The following is a 22,424-nucleotide window of genomic DNA, read 5'->3' on the forward strand; positions in this document are numbered from 1 at the left end:
CCGCATGCACGACGATTCCGCCCTGGTCGAGACCCGCATCGCCCGCTTCGTGCGCGAGCGCCTCGAACCCGCGATCTACCGCGAGCGGGTGCCCGCGCGACTCGAGCGCTGGGAGGCGCCGGGCGAACCGGTGCCGTTCGCCGAGGCCGTCGCACAGCAGTTCGCTCCCGTCGCCCCCGGCGACGCGTGGGGGCGCGCGTGGGGCACGACGTGGTTCAGGGTCACGCTGCCGGAGGTACCCGGTGCTCGAGGAGCGGAGCGAATCGAGACCCCCTCGCAGGGCCCCGAAACGGTCGCTGCGTTCCCCGCTCGAACATCGGAGGCTCACTGGGAGCTCGTGGTCGACCTCGGGTTCATCGGGGTCGCGCCCGGGTTCCAGGCCGAGGCGCTCGTGTGGCGCACCGACGGCACGATCGTGAAGGCGGTCGAGCCGCGCAACCGGGCGGTGTCGCTCGAGCTGATCGCCGGTTCTGCCGGTCGAGTCGGCGCGCAGCGCCGCATCGAGACCACGGGGCCCGGGGGGCTCGATACGCGTACCGCTTCGCCGGGCGCTCCTCGACCGGCGACCACCGTGTACCTCGAGGCGGCGTCGAACCCCGACATCAGCCAGAACTGGTCGTTCGCCCCGACGCCCCGCGGCGAGTGGGAGACGGCGGGCGACGACCCGATCTACGTGCTCGGCGACGTCGACCTCGCGCTCCGCGACGTCACCGTCTGGGAGCTCGTGCAGGACGTCCGGACCCTCCGCGGCCTCGAGGCGCAACTGCCCGAGGCGTCGCCGCGCCGCGCCCAGATCGTGCGCGCGCTCGAGCGCATGATCGACGAGATGGACCCCGACGACATCGCCGGCACCGCGGCGCTCGGGCGGAGCATCCTCGCGCCCGTGCTGGCGGCGCCCGCCTGGGCGAGCTCGCACCGCCTGCACGCCGTCGGGCACGCGCACATCGACAGCGCGTGGTTCTGGCCGACCCGTGAGACGGTGCGCAAGGTCGCGCGCACCTTCTCGAACGTCGACGCGCTCATCGAGGAGCACCCGGGCCTCGTGTTCGCGGCGTCGTCGGCGCAGCAGTACGCGTGGCTGAAGCAGCAGTACCCGCAGGTGTTCGAGCGGGTGCGGGCCCGCATCGCCGAGGGGTCGTTCGTGCCGGTCGGCGGCATGTGGGTCGAGTCCGACACGAACCTGCCGGGCGGCGAGGCGCTCGCGCGCCAGTTCGTCGCGGGCAAGCGCTTCTTCATCGAGGAGTTCGGCGTCGAGCCGCTCGAGGTGTGGCTGCCCGACTCGTTCGGCTATTCGGCGGCGCTGCCGCAGCTCGTGCGTGCGGCGGGGTCGCGGTGGTTCCTCACGCAGAAGATCTCGTGGAACGAGACGAACCGCTTCCCGCATCACACGTTCCGGTGGCAGGGCATCGACGGCACCGAGGTGTTCACGCACTTCCCGCCGGTCGACACGTACAACTCAGAGCTGTCGGGCGAGGAGCTCGCCCGGGCCGAACGCCAGTACGCCGAGAAGGGCACGGCGAACACCTCGCTCGTGCCGTTCGGGTGGGGCGACGGCGGCGGCGGGCCGACCCGCGAGATGATCGCCGCGGCCTACCGCACAGCCGATCTCGAGGGCTCGCCCCGCGTGACGCTCTCGTCGCCGCGGCGGTTCTTCGAGACGGCCGAATCGGAGTACCCGCACCCGCCGGTGTGGTCGGGCGAGCTGTACCTCGAGTTCCACCGGGGCACGTACACGTCGCAGGCGCGCACGAAGCGCGGCAACCGCCGCAGCGAGCACCTGCTGCGCGAGGCCGAGCTGTGGGCGGCGACGGCGGCCGTGCGCGGCGCTGCGCCCTATCCGGTCGACGAGCTCGACGACGCCTGGCACACGGTGCTGCTGCAGCAGTTCCACGACATCCTTCCCGGGTCGTCGATCGCGTGGGTGCACCGCGAGGCCGAGCGCCGCTACGCGGAGGTCGCCGAGGTGCTCGAGGCGATCATCGAGCGCTCGGTGCGCGCGCTCGCCGGGTCGGGCGACGGGACGCTTCGCCTGAACGCCGGACCCTACGACGTGTCGGGCGTGCCGGCGCTGGGTGGGACGCGTCGATCGAGCGACGAAGGAGCGCACCGAGACCACGCCGCCGGCGGAGCGGCCCTCGACCTGGCGCTGCGCGCCGACTCGACCGGCGACGGGCGCATCACCCTCGCGAACGCCCATCTCGAGGCGGTGCTCGACGCCGACGGACTGCTCGTCTCCCTCCGCCACCGCGAACCCGACGGCCGCCTCGGTCGCGAGGCGATCGCGCCCGGTCGTTCGGCGAAGCTGCTGCAGCTCTTCCGCGACACCCCCAACCAGTGGGACGCGTGGGACATCGACGCCCACTACGCCCGCAACGTCGTCGAGCTGCGCGAGGCGGAGTCGGTCGAGGTGTTCGGGTCTCGAGACGGCGGCGACGCGCCTCCTCGAGCACCCGGCGACGAGCGGGTCTCGGTGCGCATCGTGCGCCGGTTCGGGGCATCGAGCCTCGTCGAGACGGTGTCGCTCGGCGCCGACGACCGCGCGCTCGAGGTCGAGTTCGAGGTCGACTGGCACGAGCGGCAGAAGCTTCTGAAGCTCGCGTTCCCGCTCGACGTGCACGCCGACCGGGCGACGAGCGAGATCCAGTTCGGGCACATCCATCGGCCGACCCACGCGAACACCTCGTGGGACTCGGCCCGCTTCGAGACCGTCGCCCACCGCTGGGTGCACGTCGGCGAGCCGGGCTACGGCGTCGCGATCGCGAACGACGCGACGTACGGCCACGACACCCAGCGCGCCGCCGACGTCTCGCGCCCCGGTGCGACCGTCACGACCGCGCGGCTCTCGCTGCTGCGCGCCCCGCAGTTCCCCGACCCCGAGGCCGACCAGGGCGCGCACCGCATGCGCGTCTCGATCGCGCCCGGTGCGGGCATTCCCGAGGCGATCGTCGAGGGCTACCGCCTCAACCTGCCGCTGCGCACCTTCACCGGTGTGGATGCCTCGGCGATCGACCCGCTCGTGCGCGTGACGGGCGCCGTGGTCGAGGCGGTGAAGCTCGCCGAAGACGGCTCGGGCGACGTCGTCGTGCGCGCCTACGAGGCGCACGGGGCCCGCGCTCGGGCGCGGCTCGAGGCATCCTTCGACGCCCGAGCCGAGTCGACCGACCTGCTCGAACGCCCGCTCGCGGGCACCGGGGGCACGGGAGCCGGGGTCGGCGTCGCGCTCGCCGAGGCCGGCTCGCGTGCGTGGGAGTTCGACCTGCGACCGTTCCAGGTCGTGACGCTGCGCCTGCGGCGCACACCGGTGGCGGAGGCGTCGGTCGAGTAGGCGCCGAGCGCCGCCCGGTCGGTCGAGTAGGCGCGCAGCGCTGTATCGAGACTACGCGGCGGCCGGCCCCGGTGCGGGGCCGACCGCCGAGGGGTCAGTCCCAGAACTCCGCGATGCGCGCGGCGACCGCGCCGCCCCGCTCGAATCCGGCCCGCGCGGCGGCCGGCCGCAGGGCGACGTTCATCGCGTTGTCGAACAGGTGCGCATCCTCGCTCGTCGGGAAGATCGTCTCGACGTGGCTGCCGCCGGCGCGGAGCGCATCGACCTGGTCGGCGAGCTGGAGCCGCCACTCGAGCGGCAGCCTGGTCCTGCCGCCGAACGGCGACAGCACGAGCACCCGCTCGTACCCGGTCGCGAGGTCGGCGTTCTCGGCGTTCGTGCGGTAGCCGCCGTCGATGTACGGGTGACCGTCGATCCGGTAGGCGAACCCGCCCGCGCAGCTCGCGGCGACGGCGTCGACCAGGTCGACCCCGCTGTCGCGATCGAAGACGACCGGTTCGCCGGTCTCGGCGTCGACCGCGGTGAGGAGCACCGTTCGCAGCGGCCAGTCCGAGCTCGGAAAGCGCGAGGCGACGGTGGCCCGCCAGCGCGCCTGCTGGGCGTCGTCCGACGAGGCGTCCAGTTCGAGGGCGGAGACGCCCATCTTCCGGCGCATGTCGTCGGCGTCGGTGGCGGCGGCGATGATCGCGCCGGTCCGTGCGAGGTGGTCGACCGGTCGGCCGGCCGGCCGGAGCCCGGGACCGGACCCGTGCGTCGTACCCGCCCAGGCCTGGCCTGCGGTCGGAGCGGGCTGCGGCGGTGCCGCCTCGACGATCGCGGCGTACAGGTCGGCCGGGCTCGCGCCGGCCAGCTGGGCCGCCGCGGTGGATCCGGCGGACGTGCCGATGGTCACGTCGGGTGCGGTCACGTCGACGCCGGCGTCGGCGAGGCCCGCGACGACGCCGATGAGCCAGGCGTTGCCGGTCGAACCGCCGCCGCCGAGGACGAGGGCTCGGGCGCCCGAGGCGGGCACGCGCCCGGTGGCGTCGACGAGCTGTCGGGAGAGAGAAGAAGGTGTGGTGTGCATGGGAGTCGCCTTTCGCGGATTGCCTGTTCGGCGCTCCCGGCGGCGACTACCTCAGTCGCGGATCGTGGACTGCAGGGGAGCGCCCACTGATACTGCGTTCATGGGTCTCACCTCCTGTCTCGATCACGATCACCGGGGACGGTATCACGATGGGGATGCCGCGGCAATCGTCGTAGGCTCGCGAGCATGACTGAAGCCGAAGCCGGCATCGCGCCGACGGGCACGCGCGACGTGCCCGTCGCGCTGCACGTGCCCCGCCCCGACCGCCCCGCCCGCATCGCCGTGCAGGTGAAGCCGCAGCACGCGAGCTACGCCGAGCTCCGGGCCGCGGTCGTGGCCGCCGAGGAGGCCGGTGCCGACGTCGTGCTCGGGTGGGACCACTTCTTCCCGCTCAGCGGCGACCCCGACGGCGCGCACCTCGAGGCGTGGTCGCTGCTCGCGGCCTTCGCCGAGGTGACCGAGCGCGTCGAACTCGGCGTGCTCGTCTCGTCCACCGGCTACCGAAACCCGCAGCTGCTCGCCGACATGGCCCGTACGGTCGATCACATCAGCGCACGCGACGGCGGTCCGGGTCGGGTCGTCCTCGGCATCGGAGCGGGCTGGTTCGAGCGCGACTACGAGGAGTACGGGTACGAGTTCGGCACCGCGCCCGATCGGCTGCGCAGGCTGCGGGCCGACCTGCCGCTCATCCGCGAGCGGTGGTCGAAGCTCAACCCGCCGCCCACTCGAGCGATCCCCGTGCTCATCGGCGGCGGGGGCGAGCAGGTAACGCTGCGCATCGTCGCGGAGCACGCCGACATCTGGCACGGATTCGGCGACGCCGAGACGATCGCGCACAAGCACGCGGTGCTCGACGACTGGTGCCGCCGGATCGGCCGTGACCCGGCCGACATCGAGCGCAGCGCCGGCGTCTCGCCGAAGCCCGGTCGCTACGCCGAGGACCTCGACGACTACGCCGGCCATGCCGAGGCGCTCCACGTGGTCGGAACGCGACTCTTCACGGTCGGCCTCGAAGCCGAGACCGGTTGGGATCTCGGGCCCATCCGCGAGCTCGTCGCGTGGCGCGACGAGGTGAACGCGCGCACCGTCGGCGCAGCCGGTTGAAGGACGACCGCGGGCCTCAACCGTCGTGCACGGTCAGGCGCACCTCGATCACATCGCCCTCGCCGATCTGCTCGGCCTCGAGCACCGCGCGCTTCAGCGGCAGGGCGTACGTGTCGCCCGAGGGGAAGATCGACGTGCTCCACGTCGTGCCGCCGACCGTCGCCGTCACGCGAGCGGAGTTGAACCCCCGAGGCATCCGCGGCCGGTCGGAGATGTCGGAGCTCGGCTCGGGCGGAACGTCGACGAAGAACCAGTTGCGACGCGACGCCCACTCGTAGATCTCGGCGGTGAAGGCGACGCGCATTCCGGTCGCGGGGCGAGGGTCGCGCATGCGGTCATCGTACGGCGACCGGCCGACACCGTGGGCTCGGCTCGTCGGCGCGAAGCCCTGCGCCGGCCGGGACGAAGTCCGATTCCCGCCGCCGGATCGAGCACCGCCGACCTCGAACGGGGTGAGGATGGAGACATGACCCGACGCCACGCCACGCTGACGACGGCGCTCGGCGAGCTGCTCGTCGTCGCCGACGGCGACGCGCTCGCGGGCATCTACTTCCCGGGGCACTGGCATCCGCCGACCGCGGGCACGATCGGCGTCGAGGTGTCCGCGCGCGACGACGCGCTCATCGCACGGCTCGGCGTCGAGCTCGACGAGTACCTCACCGGCGCCCGCACCGAGTTCGACCTGCCGACGGCGCCCGACGGCGACGAGTTCCAGCACGCCGTCTGGGGCATGCTCCGCGGCATCCCGCTCGGCACGACGGTGACCTACGGCGAGCTCGCCGAGCGCCTCGGCGATCGCAACCTCGCCCGGCGGGTCGGGGGCGCCGTCGGGCGCAATCCGCTCAGCATCATCGTGCCGTGCCACCGGGTGGTCGGCGCCGACGGATCGCTCACGGGCTACGCCGGCGGCCTCGAGCGCAAGAGGTTCCTGCTCGAGCTCGAGGGCGCGCCCGTCGTCGCGCAGGCGCGCCTCTTCTGAGCTGAGCGCGGGAGCGGACGACCGCCGACGGGTGTCGGTGGATGCAGGCGACCCGGCGCCCCGGCGACCCGCTGACTCGGCACTCCGACATCCATCCGGCTTTTTCTGTTGCGGAATGCAACGCACGAGCGTAGCGTTGCATATGACAACAGAAGGAGCCGGGCATGGTGAAGCGCACACCCCGCGACGAGCACGCCGCAGCGATCCTGCGCGAGCTCATCGTCATCACCCGGCGCGGCGTCGCCGACGCCCGCACCGCGCAGTTCAGCCTGAGCATGACAGACCAGTCGATCCTCGGCTACATCGTCGACCACCCCCAGTGCCGCTCGACCGACATCGCCGAGGCGTTCCGCCTCAACCGCTCGACCGTGTCGCGCCAGCTCGCGGGCCTCACCCGCCTCGGCGTCGTGCGCGAGATCGCGGATGCCTCGGGCCGAGGCCGCCCGCTCGAACTCACCGACGCCGGCTGGTCCGCGTACCGCGAGGCGATCGCGCTCCTGCAGGGTGTCGTCGACCGTCACCTCGGTGACTGGAACGACGCCGAGGTCGCCCGCTTCGCGACCGACCTCACGCGGTTCAACGACGCCGCGACCGACGGCGACCGGCCGAGGCATCCCCGAGACGAACGCGCCGGCTGAGGCGCGCGAGGCCCCACGAGGGCACGACAGGAAGAAGGAATCATCATGACCGCAGTGCAGCACGTGACCGTGCTCGGAACCGGAGTGCTCGGCTCGCAGATCGCGTACCAGACCGCGTACAGCGGCCTCGAGGTCGTCGCCTACGACCTCGACGACGCCGCGCTCGCCGCGGCGAAGCAGCGCTTCGAGAAGCTCGCCGCGACGTACGTCGAGGAGGGCGTCGACGGCGCCGCCGACGGGAGGGCGCAGGCCGCGCTCTCTCGCATCACCCTCTCGGCCGACCTCGGCGAGGCGGTCGCGAACGCCGACCTCGTCATCGAGGCCGTGCCCGAGAGCATCGACATCAAGCGCTCGACCTACGAGAAGCTCGCCGCCGTCGCCCCCGAGCGCACGATCTTCGCGACGAACTCGTCGACGCTGCTGCCGAGCGCCATCGCCGACGCGACCGGCCGCCCCGACCGGTTCCTCGCGCTGCACTTCGCGAACCGCATCTGGGCGCACAACACCGCCGAGATCATGGGAACCCCGGCGACCGACCCCGCCGTGTACCGCACGGTCGTCGAGTTCGCCGAGGCCATCGGCATGGTGCCGATCGAGATCAAGAAGGAGCAGCCGGGCTACGTGCTCAACTCGCTGCTCGTGCCGTTCCTCTCTGCGGCCGGCCAGCTGCTCGTCGACGGCGTCGCCGAGCCCGAGGCGATCGACGCGACCTGGCGCATCGGCACCGGCGCACCGATGGGTCCGTTCCAGATCTACGACATCGTCGGGCTCACGACGGCCTACAACATCTCGATGATGGGCGGGCCGAAGCAGCAGGAGTTCGCCGCGCTCATCAAGGAGCGCTACATCGACCAGGGCAAGCTCGGCGTCGCCACCGGCGAGGGCTTCTACCGCTACGGCGCCTGAGCCGGGTCACGGCGGGGTCGGGTCGGAGCGCAGCGACGTATCGAGGCCTCTCGCGAGGTCTCGGTACGCTCCGCTGTTCGGCCACCGGTGGTCGCGAGGTCTCGATACCGGTCGCCCATCGACCACCGGGCGGCGTCAGTCGAGCAGGTGCTCCAGCGCCCGGCCCATCCACTCGGCCCGGATGCCGGCATCGTCGATGCCCTCGAACCCGAACCCGGTCATGAGCGACCCCGGCGTCGCCACCACCGCGGCCTCGGGGAACCCGGCCGCCGTCGTGACGATGAAGTCGTTCGGGTTCGGTGCGCTCCCCTCGGGCGGCCCGGTGACCTCCCAGCCGCCGGTGTCGCCGCCCTCGAACGACGTCGTGCCCTCACCGGTCGACACCTCGATGTCGTCGACGAAGACGCCCAGCCCCTGCGTCGACCAGTCGCTGATGTACGCGATCGACACCTCGACCTGACCGCCCGCGAAGGCATCCAGGTCGACCGACCACTGCTGCCAGCCGCCGGAGTTGCCGGAAGCGGCCTGCCAGACGCCCGACGTGCCGGTCGGTTCGCAGGTGCTCGCCGCCTCGTCGTAGGTCTGGTAGTGGTCGAGGTGCGGGTGCAGCTCGCGCCATCCGGCCGGGCAGCTCTCACCGACGCTGTCCGACGTGCTTCCGCCCAGCTCGGGCAGCGTCGTCCAGTCGTCCTCGCCGGGAGTGTGCGCCTCGACGGCGACGTGGTCCCAGTCGGCCTCGGTGTCGTACGACGTCCAGAACGAGAGGTCGGCGCCGTCGGTGGGCACGTCGATCGTGCGCGTCAGCCGCTTGTACGACACGTCGGCGATCTGCGAGTACGCGTAGGCGTCACCGGTGTGCGGCTCGAACGGCCCGCCCGTGCGGTCCCAGCGGCCCGCGACCCAGCTCTCGAACTGCGGGTACTGCTGCGGGTCGAGGATGCCGCTCGTCGTGATGAACGAGTTGCTGTGATCCTGGTTCGGCGCGCTGTCGGTGCCGCTGAAGCCCCAGTCGAGGCCGGTGAACGGCGTGTCCACGCCGAGCACGTCGAGGAGTTCGCCCTCGTCCGTCGTGCCGGCGTCGTCGACCACGAGGTAGGCGCCGAGCCAGTACTGCAGCGTGTCGTTCGTGGCGTCGCCCGACCCGCCGAGCGGCCGGCACCGGGGAAGGATGCCGTCGGCGGTCCGGCACTGCGCGTTCGCCGCGGTCGGGTCGTACAGCTGATCGGTGCCCGCGTACTGCGTGCCGGCGTACTTGCCGGTGTAGAGCACCTGACCGCCCTCGTTGAGGAAGTCGCGCACTTCGAGCGTGTTGTCGAGCGCCAGCCGCGAGGCGGTGCCGCCGGGCCACCCCGGTTCTCGGGTGATGACGTCGTCGCCCGTGTACCAGATGACGGCGTCGTAGTGCGAGAGCACTCCGAGGGCATCGGGCGCCGTGCGGCCGCGCGCATCGACGTCGTAGACGTCGTACCCCGTGCCGTTGGCCTCGAGCGCCTCCTCGTAGAAGTCGAGGTAGTTCGGTCCGCCCGCCTGCACGGGCGAGGCGCCCGTGTAGTCCTCGGCCGCGAGGACCAGCACGTCGTCGGTCGATTCCTCGACCGCCCGGTAGGTGAACGAGTCGCTCGTCTCGCCGCCGCCCTCGAACCAGACGTCGACCTCGTCGCCCGGCTCGGTGCCGGTGACGAAGCCGCTCATGATGCGGTAATGCACGGCCGTCTTGCCGCCGTAGCGATCACCGCCGGTCCACTCCTCGGTCGTCGCGCTCACCGGATCGCCGCCGTTGATCGAGTACTTGAGCGTGATGTCGCCCAGGTCCCGCTTGGCGATGACGCGAACCTCCTGCGGGTCGCCGTACGAGTACTCGAAGGTGAAGTCCGCAAGCGGCAGGCCCGCCTTGTAGGTGTCGTCGCTCTCCAGGTAGAAGGGCTTCGTCTCGATGCCCAGGTGCGACACCGGGTCGTCGGGGTCGGCCGCGGACTTCGCGACATCGAGCGCGAACGGCAGCGCGCGCTCGAACTCGGCCTGGACCTGCGCCTCGTCGTCGGGGAACACGAACCCGCCACCGGTCGGGAGGCCCTCGCCGAGTTCGGGCGTCCACGCGAGGGTGCCCCGCTGGGCGTGCGCGAAGTCGGTCGTCTCGCCGTTGGTCACGTAGAGCACGTCCGACGACAGTCCCGGCTCGAAGTCGGGGATCGCCGGGTCGTCGAGGTTGCCCGAGAGCGCGTAATAGATCGGGTCGTCGGCGGTCGGGGTGCCGGTCTGCCAGCCCTCCGCGTACAGCAGCCACTGCCCGTAGGAGTGGTAGTTGACCTGGAACGAGAAGTCGGCGCGATCGAGCAGGGCCATCATCGCCTGCGTCTCGGGCTCGGACCCCGCCGACGGGCCGCGGTACGTGTCGCTCGAGATCTGCGACGACGACCCCTCCTCGTCGTACCCGAAGTGCTCGGGGTAGTTGCGGTTGGGGTCGACGCCGTCGGCGCGCGTGATCTGGCCGTCGCCGTCGTTGTCGCGCAGGTTCTTGCGCCACAGCCGCTCGTGGTCGAACGTGTACTGGTAGCCGTCGGGGTTGGCCACGACGAGGAACCAGAACTCGTTCTGCCTGAGCAGGTTCTTGATCTCCTGGTCGCCGCTCCTCCACCCGTCGACGAAGTGGTGCAGCAGGCGGCGGTTGACCTCGGTCGAGATCCACTCGCGGGCGTGCTGGGTCGAGCTGTAGAGCACCGCCGGCCGCGCGCCGTCGGGCGTCGCCTTCGCCGCCTGGGTGACCTTCATGGCGATGAGCTCGCGACCCTCGTAGGTGTGCCCGAGCACCTCGAGCTTCACCACGTTCGGGTTCTTCTTCGCGAGTGAGTACAGCTCGTCGCGGATGCCTCCCGGTTCGTCCCACGACCGGAACACGTCGTAGCCCGCGGCGGCCTGCTCTTCGGCGAGCTGACGGGCCGACTTGCCGTCCTTGTTCTTCTTGACGGCGACGTCGAGGCCGCGGGCCTTGAGGGCCTTCGCCTCGCCGGGCGTGAGCACCAGGTCGATGCTGACCCCCGACTCGGTCACCGTGCTGTTGGCGACGTCGAAGCCGGCCGCGGCGATGTCGGCGGCTTGATCGCCGGTGACCTCCGCCGTGTACATGTCGAGGGCGCCGTCGTTCTCGGCGGCGCCCGCGCCGACGGGACTCAGCATCGTGAACGTCAGCGCGAGTGCGGCGGCGATGAAGACGGCGCGATTGCGTATGGAGCGATTTCCAGCCATGAGCGGACTCCTTCGGCCCGTCTCCGGCCCAGGGCGGATGGTGACGACATCGTCGTGCGACCCCATGTACGTCACGCCTCTGGCGCTCGCTGCGGACCCTACGGGATAGCCTCCCGTGACCACGGGCGCGTGTCAACCCGGTTCTGAGGATTGCTCGCGATGAGTCGAGCGGATGTCGCGAGCTCGGCCGCGAGCGCGAAGCTCAGCCGCGATCGCGAAGCTCAGCCGCGATCGCGATCGCGATCGCGCCGCCGTGGTCGCGGCTCGTCGAGTCCCATCCGCACGCGGGTGCGCCGGCGCTCGACGATGATGAACACCGAGCCGAGGATCCAGAGCGGCATCTGCGTGAGGAACGCGATGCGGAACGCCTCGAGCGTGTACGTCTCGGGCGTTCCGGCGCCCTGCAGGTCCATCGCGAGGCCGATCAGGAAGATCGCGATGAGGCCCGCGATGAACCCGCCGCCGTTGACGATGCCCGTCGCCGTGCTGAGCCGGTGGCTCGGATTGTGCGTGCGAGCGTGGTCGAACGCGATCATCGATGCCGGGCCGCCGGTCGCGAGCGCGAGCGCGAGCAGGAACAGCAGCCAGACCGGCGCCGGTCCGGGCCACACGATCACGATGAGCCACGCCACCGCCTGGATCGCGATCGTCGGCAGCACGAGCATGCGCGATCGGCGCAGCGGGTGCCGGCTCGAGAGCGCCCCCATGACGGGCCCGACGAGCATGCCGAACACGACGAACGCGCTCACCACGAGCGATGCCGTCGCGGGCGAGAGCCCTTCGCCCGCGGTCAGGAACGGGAACCCCCACAGCATCACGAACGCCGTGCCCGCGAACGGGGTCGTGAAGTGCGACCAGAAGGCGAGCCTCGTTCCGGGGTGCCCCCACGACTCGCGGAAGCCCTGCCGGAGGTCGGCCGACGAGCGCACGACGGCGATCGCCCCGGTCTCGGTGTTGACCGAGACGTCGGCGTCGCTCGTCGGCGGGTGGTTGCGGATGATCGCGAACGTCAGCACCGCGAACAGGGCCCCGAGGCCGGCGAGGCTGCCGAATGCGACCGTCCAGCTCGTGGCGTGCAGCAGCGCCGCCATCGGCAGCAGGGCGAGCAGCTGGCCGGTCTGGCCGACGATGCCCGTCATCTGCACGACGAACGGCGCACGCTGCTGCGGGAACCAGGTCGCCACGACGCGCAGCACGCTCGGGAAGACGGCCGCATCGCCCGCGCCGAGCAGCACGCGGGCGAGGATCGCCGTGCCGACGTCGGTCGAGACCGCCATGACGAGCTGGCCGACCGCCATGAGCACCATGCCGGCGGTGACGATCGGACGGGCGCCGAACCGGTCGAGCAGCAGCCCGACGGGAATCTGCATGCCGCCGTAGACGAAGAGCTGGATGACCGCGAACATCGACAGCGTCGAGGCATCCGCGTCGAACCTCAGGGCCGCATCGGAGCCGACGGCGCCGAGCGAGGTGCGGTTCGTCACCGAGACGACGTAGGCGGCGACGCCGACCCCCCAGACCAGCCAGAGCCGCCACGGGCGCACGGGCTGGGGGAGGATCGTCACCGATCCATTCTCCCCCCGGCGGCTCCGGGGCCGAAAACGCGATGAGCGGATGCCCCGCAGGGCACCCGCTCACGCGTCACGAACCGTGCGACTACTCGCTCGCCTCGACGATCTCCTCCTCCATGCCCTTCAGCAGGCGGGACTCGGGTTCGGCGTCGGCCGAGGTCACGACCGTGCCGTCACCGAGCGCCTCTTCGGCGTCGATGTCGGATGCGGCCTGCTCGAACTGCGAGTTGTAGAGGCGGTAGTACGCGCCCTTCGCGGCGATGAGCTGCTCGTGGTCGCCCTGCTCGACGATGTCGCCGTGCTCCATCACGAGGATGAGGTCGGCGTCGCGGATCGTCGAGAGACGGTGCGCGATCACGAACGAGGTACGACCCTCGCGGAGCGCCGCCATCGCATGCTGCAGCAGCAGCTCGGTGCGAGTGTCGACCGAGCTCGTCGCCTCGTCGAGGATGAGCACGCTCGGCTGCGCCACGAACGCGCGCGCGATCGTGATGAGCTGCTTCTCACCCGCCGACACGTTCGAGGCGTCCTCGTCGAGCACGGTGTCGTACCCGTCGGGCAGCGAGTGCACGAACCGGTCGACGTACGTCGCCCGCGCGGCGGCGGTGATCTCGCCGTCGGTGGCGTCGGCGCGTCCGTAGCGGATGTTCTCGCGGATCGATCCGGCGAACAGCCACGGGTCCTGCAGCACCATGCCGGTCTTCGCCCGGACGTCGTGCCGGGTGAGTTCGGCGATGTCCTGCCCGTTGAGCAGGATGCGCCCAGAGTTCAGCTCGTAGAACCGCATGATGAGGTTCACGAGCGTCGTCTTGCCGGCGCCCGTCGGGCCGACGATCGCGACCGTCTGCCCGGGCTCGACCCGGAACGACAGGTCCTTGATGAGCGGGCGGTCGGGGTGGTACGAGAACGCGACGTGGTCGAACACGATCGTGCCGTCACCGTCGACCGGAGCCGGGGCGTTCGCCGCGTCGGCCTCCTGCTCGTCGGCGTCGAGCAGCTCGAAGACGCGCTCGGCCGAGGCCGTGCCCGACTGCACCACCGCGGCCATGCCGCCGAGCTGCGACAGGGGCTGCGAGAACTGCTGCGAGTACTGGATGAACGCCTGCACGTCGCCGAGTCGCAGCGAGCCGCTCGCGACCATGATGCCGCCGAGCACGGCGATGCCGACGTACTGCAGGTTTCCGATGAAGGTCATCGCGGGCATCATGATGTTCGACAGGAACTGCGCCTTGAACGAGGCCTCGTACAGCTCCTGGTTCTCGGCCTTGAACGCCTCGCGGCTCGCCGCCTCGCGACCGTAGACCTTGACGAGTGCGTGGCCGGAGAACGACTCCTCGACCCGGGCGTTGAGCCGGCCGACCTTGCGCCACTGGGTGCCGAAGGCCTTCTGCGACTTCGGACCGATGACGCCGAAGATCACGCCCATGAGCGGCAGCGAGACGAGCGCCACGAGCGAGAGCTGCCACGAGATCGAGAACATCATGACGAGCACGCCGATGACGGTGAGCACGTTGGTGAGCGCGCTCGACAGCGACTGCTGCATCGTCTGCGTGATGTTGTCGATGTCGTTCGTGACTCGCGAGATCAGCTCGCCGCGCTGCACCTTGTCGAAGTAGCTGAGCGGCAGCCGGTTGACCTTCGCCTCGACGTCTTCGCGCAGCTTCCACATCGCGCGCACCATGATCACGTTCACGACGTAGCCCTGGATCCACATGAGGATCGACGACGCGATGTAGAGGAACAGCACGAGGATGACGACCTGGCTGAGCGCGACGAAGTCGATGCCCTCGCCGGGCACGAGGTTCATCGCCTGCACCATGTTCGCCTGGTCGGTCTGGCCGGCGGCCTCGAGCTGGTCGACGACCTGCTCCTTCGTGACGCCGGGCGGCATCTGCGCCGAGATGAAGCCCTCGAAGATGAGGTTCGTCGCCTCGGCGAGCACCTTCGGCGCCCAGACCGTCATCACGACGCCGATGGCGCCGAGCACCGAGGCGACCGTGAACCCGAAGGCGTGCGGCTTCAGCAGGCCGAGCAGTCGGCCGAACGACTGGCGGAAGTTCGCGGCCTTGCCGGGCGCGACACCGCCGCTCCAGTCGTCGGCGCTGATGCGGGCCTGTTCGGCCATCTCGAGTTCGAGCTGGTCTTCTTCTGACAGCGGGGTCGGGCTGGTCATCGTGCGGCCTCCACTCCGAGCTGGGATTCGACGATCTCGCGGTACGTCTGGCAAGTCTCGAGCAGCTGCTCGTGGGTGCCGACGCCCACGGCGACGCCGTCGTCGAGCACGACGATGCGGTCGGCGTCGGTGATCGTCGAGACGCGCTGCGCCACGACGACCTTGGTCACGCCGGGCAGTTCGCGCCAGAGCGCCTGCCTGAGTCTCGCGTCGGTCGTCAGGTCGAGCGCCGAGAACGAGTCGTCGAAGACGAGGATGTCGGGCTGGTGCACGATCGCCCGCGCGATCGCGAGCCGCTGGCGCTGGCCCCCCGAGACGTTGGTGCCGCCCTGCGCGATCTTCGCGTCGAGCTGGCCCTCCATCTCCTCGACGAAGTCGCGGCCCTGCGCGATCTCGAGCGCGTGCCACAGTTCTTCGTCGGTGGCGTCTTCGCGGCCGAACCGCAGGTTCGATGCGACCGTGCCGGTGAAGAGGAACGGCCGCTGCGGCACGAGGCCGATGCTCTTCCACACGAGGTCGAGGTCGGCGTCGCGCACGTCGACGCCGTTCACGAGCACGCTGCCCTCGGTCGTGTCGAACAGGCGCGGCAGCAACGACACGAGCGTCGTCTTGCCCGCACCCGTCGAGCCGACGATCGCGAGCGTCTCGCCGGGCTCGGCCTTCACGGTGATGCCGCTGAGCACGGGGTGCTCGGCGCCCGGGTACGTGAAGCCCGTGCCGCGGAACTCGACGGTGCCAGGCGTCGGGAACACGGTCACCGGGTTCGCGGGCCGTGCGAGCGTCGACTTGACGTCGAGCACGGCGCCGATCCGCTCGGCCGACACCGCGGCGCGCGGGATCATGATCGTGATGAAGCTCGCCATCATGACGCCCATCAGGATGAGCATGACGTACTGCATGAAGGCGAACAGGACGCCGATCTCGGTGTTGCCCTCGTCGACCTCGATCGCGCCGAACCAGATCACGCCGACGAGCGTGACGTTGAGCACGAGCATGACGAGCGGGAACATCAGCACGAAGAGCGAGCCGACCTTCCGGCCGACGACCATGATGTCGGTGTTCGCCTCGCGGAAGCGCGCCTCCTCGATGTCTTCGCGCACGAAGGCGCGCACGACGCGGATGCCCGTGAGCTGCTCGCGCATGATGCGGTTCACGCCGTCGAGCTTCACCTGGTACGAACGGAACAGCGGCACCATGCGCCAGATGATGAGGCCCGCGACGATGAGGAGCGTGGGCACTGCGACCGCGATGATCCAGCTCAGCCCGACGTCGACCGACAGCGCCTTGTAGATGCCGTAGAACGCCATGATCGGGGCGGCGACGAGGAACGTCGCGCCCATCATGGCGAGCATCTGCACCTGCTGCACGTCGTTCGTGTTGCGGGTGATGAGCGAGCCGGGGCCGAAGGTCGACACCTCGCGCTCGGAGAAGCCCGACACGCGCTCGAAGACGTCGTCGCGGATGTCGCGGCCGAGCTTCATCGCGGCCATCGCGGCGAACCACGTCGCGACGAGCTGGGTGACGATCTGCAGGAGCGACATGCCGAGCATGACGGCGCCCGACTGCCAGATCACGTCGGTGTCGCCCTTGGCGACGCCGTCGTCGATGATCTGCGCGTTGAGCGTCGGAAGTTGGAAGTTGGCGTAGGCGGCGACGATCTGGAAGGCCAGCACGCCGAGTAGGAGAGGCCAGTACGGCCTCAGGTATCTGAACAGGAGTCTTCCGAGCATGTGATCTCCAGGAATCGCGAACGGCGTTGGCCTCGGTCACGGCGGGTTCGTGCGCGCACGACCGCGGGCAGGGCTGATGACCCGTGTGCCCGGCTGCATCGTCGCACCCCCGTCCGACATTGCAGCGTTACAGCAAAACACGCGCTCACCCGGGACGCAAGCGGACCGGGGCATCCGACCCACTTCGTTCACCGAGGGCGAAATCCGACGCGACCAGCGGGTTGAGCAGGAGCGAAGCGACGTCTCGAAACCGCGCCCGAGCGACCAGAATGACGGTGGAGGTCGACGATGACACGGACGCACGAGGTGCAGAACCAGGTTCCGCCGCGCGAGGCGGTCGACGAGTACGCGACGAACCTCGCGCTCGTCGAGGCGGTCGCGAGATGGGGGCGGGATGCCTCCGCGGGAGCCGCGGGCGGGTCGATGCGCGAGCGCGGTGGCGGCACCGACCTCTCCGAGATCGGCCGGCACGTCGGCTCCGCCGCCTTCCGGCGCGACGCCGAGCGCGCGAACACGCACCCGCCCGTGCTGCACACCCACGACCGGTGGGGCCGCCGCATCGACGAGGTCGAGTACGACGACGCGTACCACCGGGTGATCGCGGCGGCCGTCGGCGCGGGCGCGCACACCGAGGCGGTCGCCGAGCCCGGCCCCGGCGCGAACGTCGATCGGGCCGCGGCCTTCCTCCTCTTCGCGCAGGTCGAGCCCGGCCACGCCTGCCCCGTGTCGATGACGCATGCCGCGGTGCCGACGCTCCGGCTCGCGGCATCCGGTCTCTCGGGTCACTGGATGCCTCGCCTGCTGAGCCGCGCGTACGACCCGGCCCTCGGCGGCACGTCGAAGGCGTCGGCGCTCATGGGCATGGCGATGACCGAGAAGCAGGGCGGCTCGGACGTGCGCGCCAACACGACCCGGGCCGAGCGGCGCACGGGCGCGGGGCTCGCACCCGAGTGGGGCGCCGAGTACTCGCTGACCGGCCACAAGTGGTTCTGCAGCGCACCGATGAGCGACGCGTTCTTCGTGCTCGCGCAGGCGCCGCACGGACTGAGCTGCTTCTTCGTGCCGCGCGTGCTGCCCGACGGAACGCGCAACGTGTTCCGCATCCAGCGGCTGAAGGACAAGCTCGGCAACCGCTCGAACGCGTCGAGCGAGATCGAGCTCGACGGCACGACCGCGTGGCTCGTCGGCGACGAGGGTCGCGGCGTCGCGACGATCGTGCAGATGGTGACGCGCACGCGGCTCGACTGCGTCATCGGCACGGCGGCGGGCATGCGGCAGGCGGTCGCCGAGGCGGCGTGGCACGTGAGGCACCGCGCGGCGTTCGGGGCGCGGCTCGTCGACCAGCCGGCGATGACGGCGGTGATCGCCGACCTCGCCCTCGAGTCGGAGGCGGCGACGTGGACGGCGATGCGGTTGGCACGCGCCTACGACGACAGCGAGCCGACGGCGCCCACCGGGGCGGGCGGCTCGGAGCCGGCCTTCCGGCGCCTGGCGACGGCCGTGGCGAAGTACTGGGTGTGCAAGCGCGGGGCCGGCCACGCGGCAGAGGCCCTCGAGTGCCTCGGCGGCAACGGGTACACCGAGGCGTTCCCCCTCGCGCGGCGCTATCGCGAGCAGCCGCTGCTCGCGATCTGGGAGGGGTCGGGCAACGTCATCGCGCTCGACGTGCTGCGCGTGCTCGCCCGCGAGCCCGAGGCGTTCGAGGCGTTCTTCGCCGAGGTCGGGCTGGCGGCCGGCTCGTCGGGGACGTTCGACGTCGCGCTCGCCGAGGCGCAGGCGCTCGTGCACTCGCTCGGCGCGACGCTCGCGAGCGATGCCGCCGGTGCGGGCTCGGCGGCGCTTCGCGCCCGGGAGCTGACCGAGCGGCTCGCGCTCGTGCTGCAGGCCTCGCTGCTCGTGCGCTTCGCGCCCGAGCCAGTCGCCGACGCGTTCGTGCGCACGCGGCTCGGCGGCGAGGGCGGATGGCAGTACGGCGTGCTGCCCGCCGACATCGACCTCGTGGCGCTCGTCGCCCGCGCGTGATCCCGTCGGTCGAGTGGCGCCGGCGCGGAGCGACGACGCGTGCCGAAACCTTGCCGCGACCGCCTCGAAACCCGAGGCATCCCCCTCACACCGGGCGGTAGTACGCGACGATGACCCCCTTCGGCGTCGTGACGCTCCGGGTGAGCTCGAGTCGTTGGTGCGTGTCGCCGAACATGCGCTCGCCGGTGCCGAGCACGAGCGGATGGATGATCAGCACGTACTCGTCGATGAGCCCCGCCGCTGCGAGTGAGCGCACCAGTTCACCGCTGCCGAGGATGCCGAGGTCGTCGCCGTCGGTCTGCTTGAGTTCGGCGACGGTGTCGGCGGCGTTGCCGACGAGCAGCCGGGAGTTCTGCCACGAGAGCCGCGTGTGCGGGTCGCGCGAGACGACGTACTTGTCGGCGGCGTTGAGGAACGTCGTGAACGGGTTGCCGTCGGTCTGGTACGGCCAGAACGCGGCCATGTTGTCGTACGTGCGGTGGCCGAAGAGCATCGCGCCGCCTTCGCCCATCCCGGCCGACATCTCGGAGGCGAGCGTGTCGTCGCTGTCGGGCACGGCCCATCCGCCGTAGGGGAAGTGACCGCGCCGGTCTTCGTCGGGGCTCGCCGGTGCCTGCATCACGCCGTCGAGTGAGACGTGGTTCGTGACGGTGATCCTGCGCATGCGCTCATCTTGCGCCCGCCGGCGGGCGGCCGCCACCGGTTGCTTCGCGCTCATCGGTCGAGTAGCGGCGGAAGCCGGTGGGTCGAGGAGCGCCGAAAGTCGGTCGGTCGAGCACCGTGCCGCCTGTGGATAACCGGCTCACCTCCGAAGCTCCTCGCCTATGGTGGTCGCCATGTCGATCTCACGCCCGATTGCCACCGCGCTCGCCGCGGCCGGGCTTGCGGGCGTGCTGGTCTTCGGGCTGAGCGCGTGCTCGCCCGAGCCCGCACCGAAGCCGTCGCCCACGCCGAGCGCGAGCGCCGAGCCGATCTTCGCGTCGGACGAGGAGGCGCTCGCCGCCGCGGTGAAGGCGTATGAGGCGTACCTGCGCGTGGCGTCGGAGGCGACAAGCGCGAAGGGCGCAACACGTGATGCCCTTGAGAGGGTTGCCGTCGGCACGGCACTGGACGACCTAGACGCCTCCATTGTGGAGTATCAAGACGAGGGCTTTCACAGCAACGGATACCGCAGCCTCGGCAAGACCGATCTGCAGAGCGTGAAGGTGTCTGGCGCTGAGGTTACCGTGACAATCTACGCGTGCGAGGATCTGCGGTCCTTTGACGTTCTGGACGCGAAGGGCGAGTCGGTGGTGTTGGATGACCGCGTCGAAGACGTCCCGTACGAGGTCGTCGCGGCGGGTGATTCGTCCGATGAGCTTTCGATTTCACAGCGCGTGCTCTGGGAGGGCGAGAACTTTTGCCTCTGATCGGCCGGGTGATCCTTGCCCTGACGGCGATTGCGCTACTGGGTTGCATCCCGTCGGTCGCATACGCAGACGCGAAGCCGTGCGGAGACCTGTCAGTGGCTACGGGTGGCTGTCCAAGCGTTGACGCGGAAGTGGGTTCTGGTCAGGTCGAGATGATCGGCGAGGATTCAAGCCGATCGGCCCAAGCTGAATCGGATACAGGTGGTGGACCAGACAACGAAGGTGGCGGCTCAGGTGAGCCCATCGTCGACCTCGGCCCTCCGGGGCAAGGCGACGTATGGTTGGGCGACAATTGGCAGCAGCTGTGCGGAGCGAACTTCGAAGGCGACTGCTCGCGCCCGAACGAGCCCGCACCGCCGCCGACTCCGCCAAGGCCCGGCGGCCCGGTGGTGGTGACACTGCGAGACATCGCGTCGTTCCGTCCGACTCCGCCGGTGAGCGTGATGGAGCCGAACGGCTGGGCGGTCGTCGGCGTCCCGGCGAACTTCGTCGCTGAGGCCTCGTCCGAGGTCGTCTCGGGCATCCTGCTCGGGCGCACGGCCGAGGTGCGTTTCACGCCGGTCGGATACCGCTGGTCGCACAGCGACGGTGCCGTGGTCGAGAGCGCCTCTCCCGGAGCACGCTGGACCGACCTCGGCGTCGCCGAGTTCACCCCGACCGGCACGAGCCACGTCTACGCCGAGCGCGGAGAGTACACCGTGACACTCGAAGTGGTGCTGTCGGCCGAGTACCGGTTCGGCGGGTCGGGCTGGCAGCCGATCGCGGGAGTGCTCGCGGTCGCCGGAGATCCCGTACCGGTGCTCGTCGGCGAGGTCGACACGGTGCTCACCAACGGGGACTGCCGGGCCAACCCGTCGGGCCCCGGCTGCTGACCCCATAACCGCGCGTCGCGGTCACCGCGGTCACCGCGGGCCCGCCGCCCGGCGGGGGAGGCACGCTCGGGCAGGAACCTTCGACAGCGAAGGCCGTATCCGCGGGAGAACGTCCGATTCTCCTTTGCTCCGGGCGCATTCTGTGGTTCGTCTGGTCGGCTCGGCCCCACGAACTGGCCGGGAGAGACCGACGTACAGGATGAGCCGGCCGGCAGGGTCGCATGCGCGACTGCTCGCCGAATAGTCCTGCAACATGCAGGGAACTCGGTATCACCATGGTCGCACCCGGCGCCTCGGGGCCACCCCCTACCGGGCGCCGTCACCGCCAGAGGAACGGCGGATGCCCCTCGCGCACCCCGCCGATCGCCACGAGCCGCGCGAGCCGCACGGATCCGTCGAGCGGTGCCCCAGCCGGGGTGACGAGCGACGCGTCGGGAGCGAGCCGCGCGAACGCCGCGCGGAACGCCTCGGTGAACGCCTTGCCCGACGCGAAGACCCCGCCGACCCCGGCGGCTCGGCGCGGCAGCGCCGGGTCGAGCGCCGCGACGAGGGTTTCGGCCACGAGGGTTCCGGCCGTCGACATGATGCGAACGGATACCGCGTCGCCGAGTTCGGCGAGCCCTGAGACGTCCGCCGCGAAGCCCGCGAGCACCGCACCGCGATCGTCGCGCGTGTAGAGCTGACCCGGCCAGGTCGGGGCGGGGCCGAAACGGGACTCCGCGGCCGACAGCAGCGCGGAGGCACCCCGGTCGAGACCGTCGTGCGCCATGATCGCCGCCTTGAGGCCCTCGATGCCGATCCAGGCGGCCGAGCCGCGGTCGTCGTAGAGGTGCCCCCATCCGCCGACGCGTCGCCAGATCTCGCGCAGGTCGGTGCCGAGCGCGATCGCGCCCGTGCCGACGGCGACGACCGCGCCCGGGGCGCCGCCGAGGGCGCCGAGGTGGGCGGTGAGCGCGTCGATCGCGAGCGCGACCGGCGCGCCGCCGGCGGCATCCGACAGCGCCGCGATCGAGGTCACCGGGTTCGCGACGAGCGAGGCGAGCCCGGTCGCGCCGATCGCGACGGCCGCGATCCGTGGTGCGACTGCGCCCGGCGCGTCGCCCGCACCCGAACCCGCACCCGTACCCGTACCCGCAGCATGACCCGCCGCCGCCCCCCGCGCCCGCTCGATGAGTTCACGCGCGACCGAGAGCGCCGAACTCCCGTCGCCCGACACCGAGACGGGCGGCCCCTCGATCAGCACGCGGCCCTCGCCGAAGGCGCCGTCGAGCGGCTCGACCGCGGCCCGACTGCCCGTGCCGCCGATGTCGATACCCAGCACGACTTCCAAGCGTTCGGAAGTTTCTTGCAAAACTGGCGCCATTCCCGAATACTACTTCCAGAGTC

General features: G+C 70.9%; 16 protein-coding genes. 8 read left to right on the forward strand and 8 right to left on the reverse strand.

Annotated elements, in window-relative coordinates:
• Positions 1-4 precede the first annotated feature (4 nt).
• Entirely contained in the window at positions 5-3,325 is a 3,321-nt protein-coding gene (locus LR269_RS06335; RefSeq protein WP_231429919.1) for a glycoside hydrolase family 38 C-terminal domain-containing protein, read from the forward strand.
• A gap of 94 nt (positions 3,326-3,419) precedes the next feature.
• On the opposite strand, the gene LR269_RS06340 is transcribed toward LR269_RS06335, so the two are convergent.
• A complete protein-coding gene (locus LR269_RS06340) occupies positions 3,420-4,391 on the reverse strand; it encodes a patatin-like phospholipase family protein (RefSeq protein WP_231429920.1) in 972 nt (323 codons plus the stop codon).
• Between the two features lie 186 nt (positions 4,392-4,577).
• On the opposite strand from LR269_RS06340, the gene LR269_RS06345 reads away from it, so the two are divergent.
• Entirely contained in the window at positions 4,578-5,495 is a 918-nt protein-coding gene (locus LR269_RS06345) for an LLM class F420-dependent oxidoreductase (RefSeq protein ID WP_231429921.1), read from the forward strand.
• 16 nt (positions 5,496-5,511) lie between these two features.
• On the opposite strand, the gene LR269_RS06350 is transcribed toward LR269_RS06345, so the two are convergent.
• Positions 5,512-5,826 carry a DUF1905 domain-containing protein gene (locus tag LR269_RS06350; RefSeq protein ID WP_231429922.1) on the reverse strand — a complete coding sequence of 105 codons (315 nt, stop codon included), beginning with the start codon at positions 5,824-5,826 and terminating at the stop codon, positions 5,512-5,514.
• Between the two features lie 135 nt (positions 5,827-5,961).
• On the opposite strand from LR269_RS06350, the gene LR269_RS06355 reads away from it, so the two are divergent.
• From LR269_RS06355 to LR269_RS06365, 3 genes are all read left to right on the forward strand, one after another.
• On the forward strand, positions 5,962-6,474 hold the full coding sequence (locus LR269_RS06355; protein WP_231429923.1) for a methylated-DNA--[protein]-cysteine S-methyltransferase: 513 nt from the start codon (positions 5,962-5,964) through the stop codon (positions 6,472-6,474).
• Between the two features lie 164 nt (positions 6,475-6,638).
• Positions 6,639-7,112: a MarR family winged helix-turn-helix transcriptional regulator gene (locus LR269_RS06360; RefSeq protein ID WP_231429924.1), complete on the forward strand. Its 474-nt coding sequence runs from the start codon at positions 6,639-6,641 to the stop codon at positions 7,110-7,112.
• Between the two features lie 45 nt (positions 7,113-7,157).
• The gene (locus LR269_RS06365; protein WP_231429925.1) at positions 7,158-8,018 is read left to right on the forward strand and encodes a 3-hydroxyacyl-CoA dehydrogenase; all 861 of its coding nucleotides are present in this window, start codon (positions 7,158-7,160) and stop codon (positions 8,016-8,018) included.
• Positions 8,019-8,153: 135 nt separating this feature from the next.
• Here LR269_RS06365 and LR269_RS06370 read toward each other — a convergent pair whose 3' ends face one another.
• The 4 genes from LR269_RS06370 to LR269_RS06385 form a co-directional block, all read right to left on the reverse strand.
• The gene (locus LR269_RS06370; RefSeq protein ID WP_231429926.1) at positions 8,154-11,261 is read right to left on the reverse strand and encodes a M14 family metallopeptidase; all 3,108 of its coding nucleotides are present in this window, start codon (positions 11,259-11,261) and stop codon (positions 8,154-8,156) included.
• Between the two features lie 221 nt (positions 11,262-11,482).
• Complete coding sequence (locus LR269_RS06375; protein ID WP_231429927.1) at positions 11,483-12,826, reverse strand: nitrate/nitrite transporter; 1,344 nt, start codon at positions 12,824-12,826, stop codon at positions 11,483-11,485.
• A gap of 91 nt (positions 12,827-12,917) precedes the next feature.
• Positions 12,918-15,005 carry an ABC transporter ATP-binding protein gene (locus tag LR269_RS06380; protein ID WP_231429928.1) on the reverse strand — a complete coding sequence of 696 codons (2,088 nt, stop codon included), beginning with the start codon at positions 15,003-15,005 and terminating at the stop codon, positions 12,918-12,920.
• Positions 15,002-16,735, reverse strand: a complete 1,734-nt coding sequence (locus tag LR269_RS06385; protein WP_231429929.1) for an ABC transporter ATP-binding protein — start codon at positions 16,733-16,735, stop codon at positions 15,002-15,004. Before LR269_RS06385 ends, LR269_RS06380 begins: the two co-directional genes overlap by 4 nt.
• Before the next feature lie 288 nt (positions 16,736-17,023).
• Between LR269_RS06385 and LR269_RS06390 the strand changes: the two genes are divergently transcribed.
• Complete coding sequence (locus LR269_RS06390; RefSeq protein WP_231429930.1) at positions 17,024-18,757, forward strand: acyl-CoA dehydrogenase family protein; 1,734 nt, start codon at positions 17,024-17,026, stop codon at positions 18,755-18,757.
• A gap of 85 nt (positions 18,758-18,842) precedes the next feature.
• Here LR269_RS06390 and LR269_RS06395 read toward each other — a convergent pair whose 3' ends face one another.
• Positions 18,843-19,421, reverse strand: coding sequence for a dihydrofolate reductase family protein (locus LR269_RS06395; protein WP_231429931.1), 579 nt, complete (start codon positions 19,419-19,421; stop codon positions 18,843-18,845).
• Between the two features lie 172 nt (positions 19,422-19,593).
• Here LR269_RS06395 and LR269_RS06400 point away from each other — a divergent pair, with 172 nt between their 5' ends.
• Together LR269_RS06400 and LR269_RS06405 are read left to right on the forward strand one after the other, a co-directional pair.
• Entirely contained in the window at positions 19,594-20,166 is a 573-nt protein-coding gene (locus LR269_RS06400) for a hypothetical protein (RefSeq protein ID WP_231429932.1), read from the forward strand.
• 434 nt (positions 20,167-20,600) lie between these two features.
• Positions 20,601-21,038, forward strand: coding sequence for a PKD domain-containing protein (locus LR269_RS06405; protein ID WP_231429933.1), 438 nt, complete (start codon positions 20,601-20,603; stop codon positions 21,036-21,038).
• A 319-nt stretch (positions 21,039-21,357) separates the two neighbouring features.
• On the opposite strand, the gene LR269_RS06410 is transcribed toward LR269_RS06405, so the two are convergent.
• Entirely contained in the window at positions 21,358-22,359 is a 1,002-nt protein-coding gene (locus LR269_RS06410) for a BadF/BadG/BcrA/BcrD ATPase family protein (RefSeq protein WP_231432260.1), read from the reverse strand.
• Positions 22,360-22,424 lie beyond the last annotated feature (65 nt).

It is taken from the genome of Agromyces sp. S2-1-8 (assembly GCF_021129215.1).
In the GTDB taxonomy this organism is placed as follows: Bacteria; Actinomycetota; Actinomycetes; order Actinomycetales; family Microbacteriaceae; genus Agromyces; species Agromyces chromiiresistens.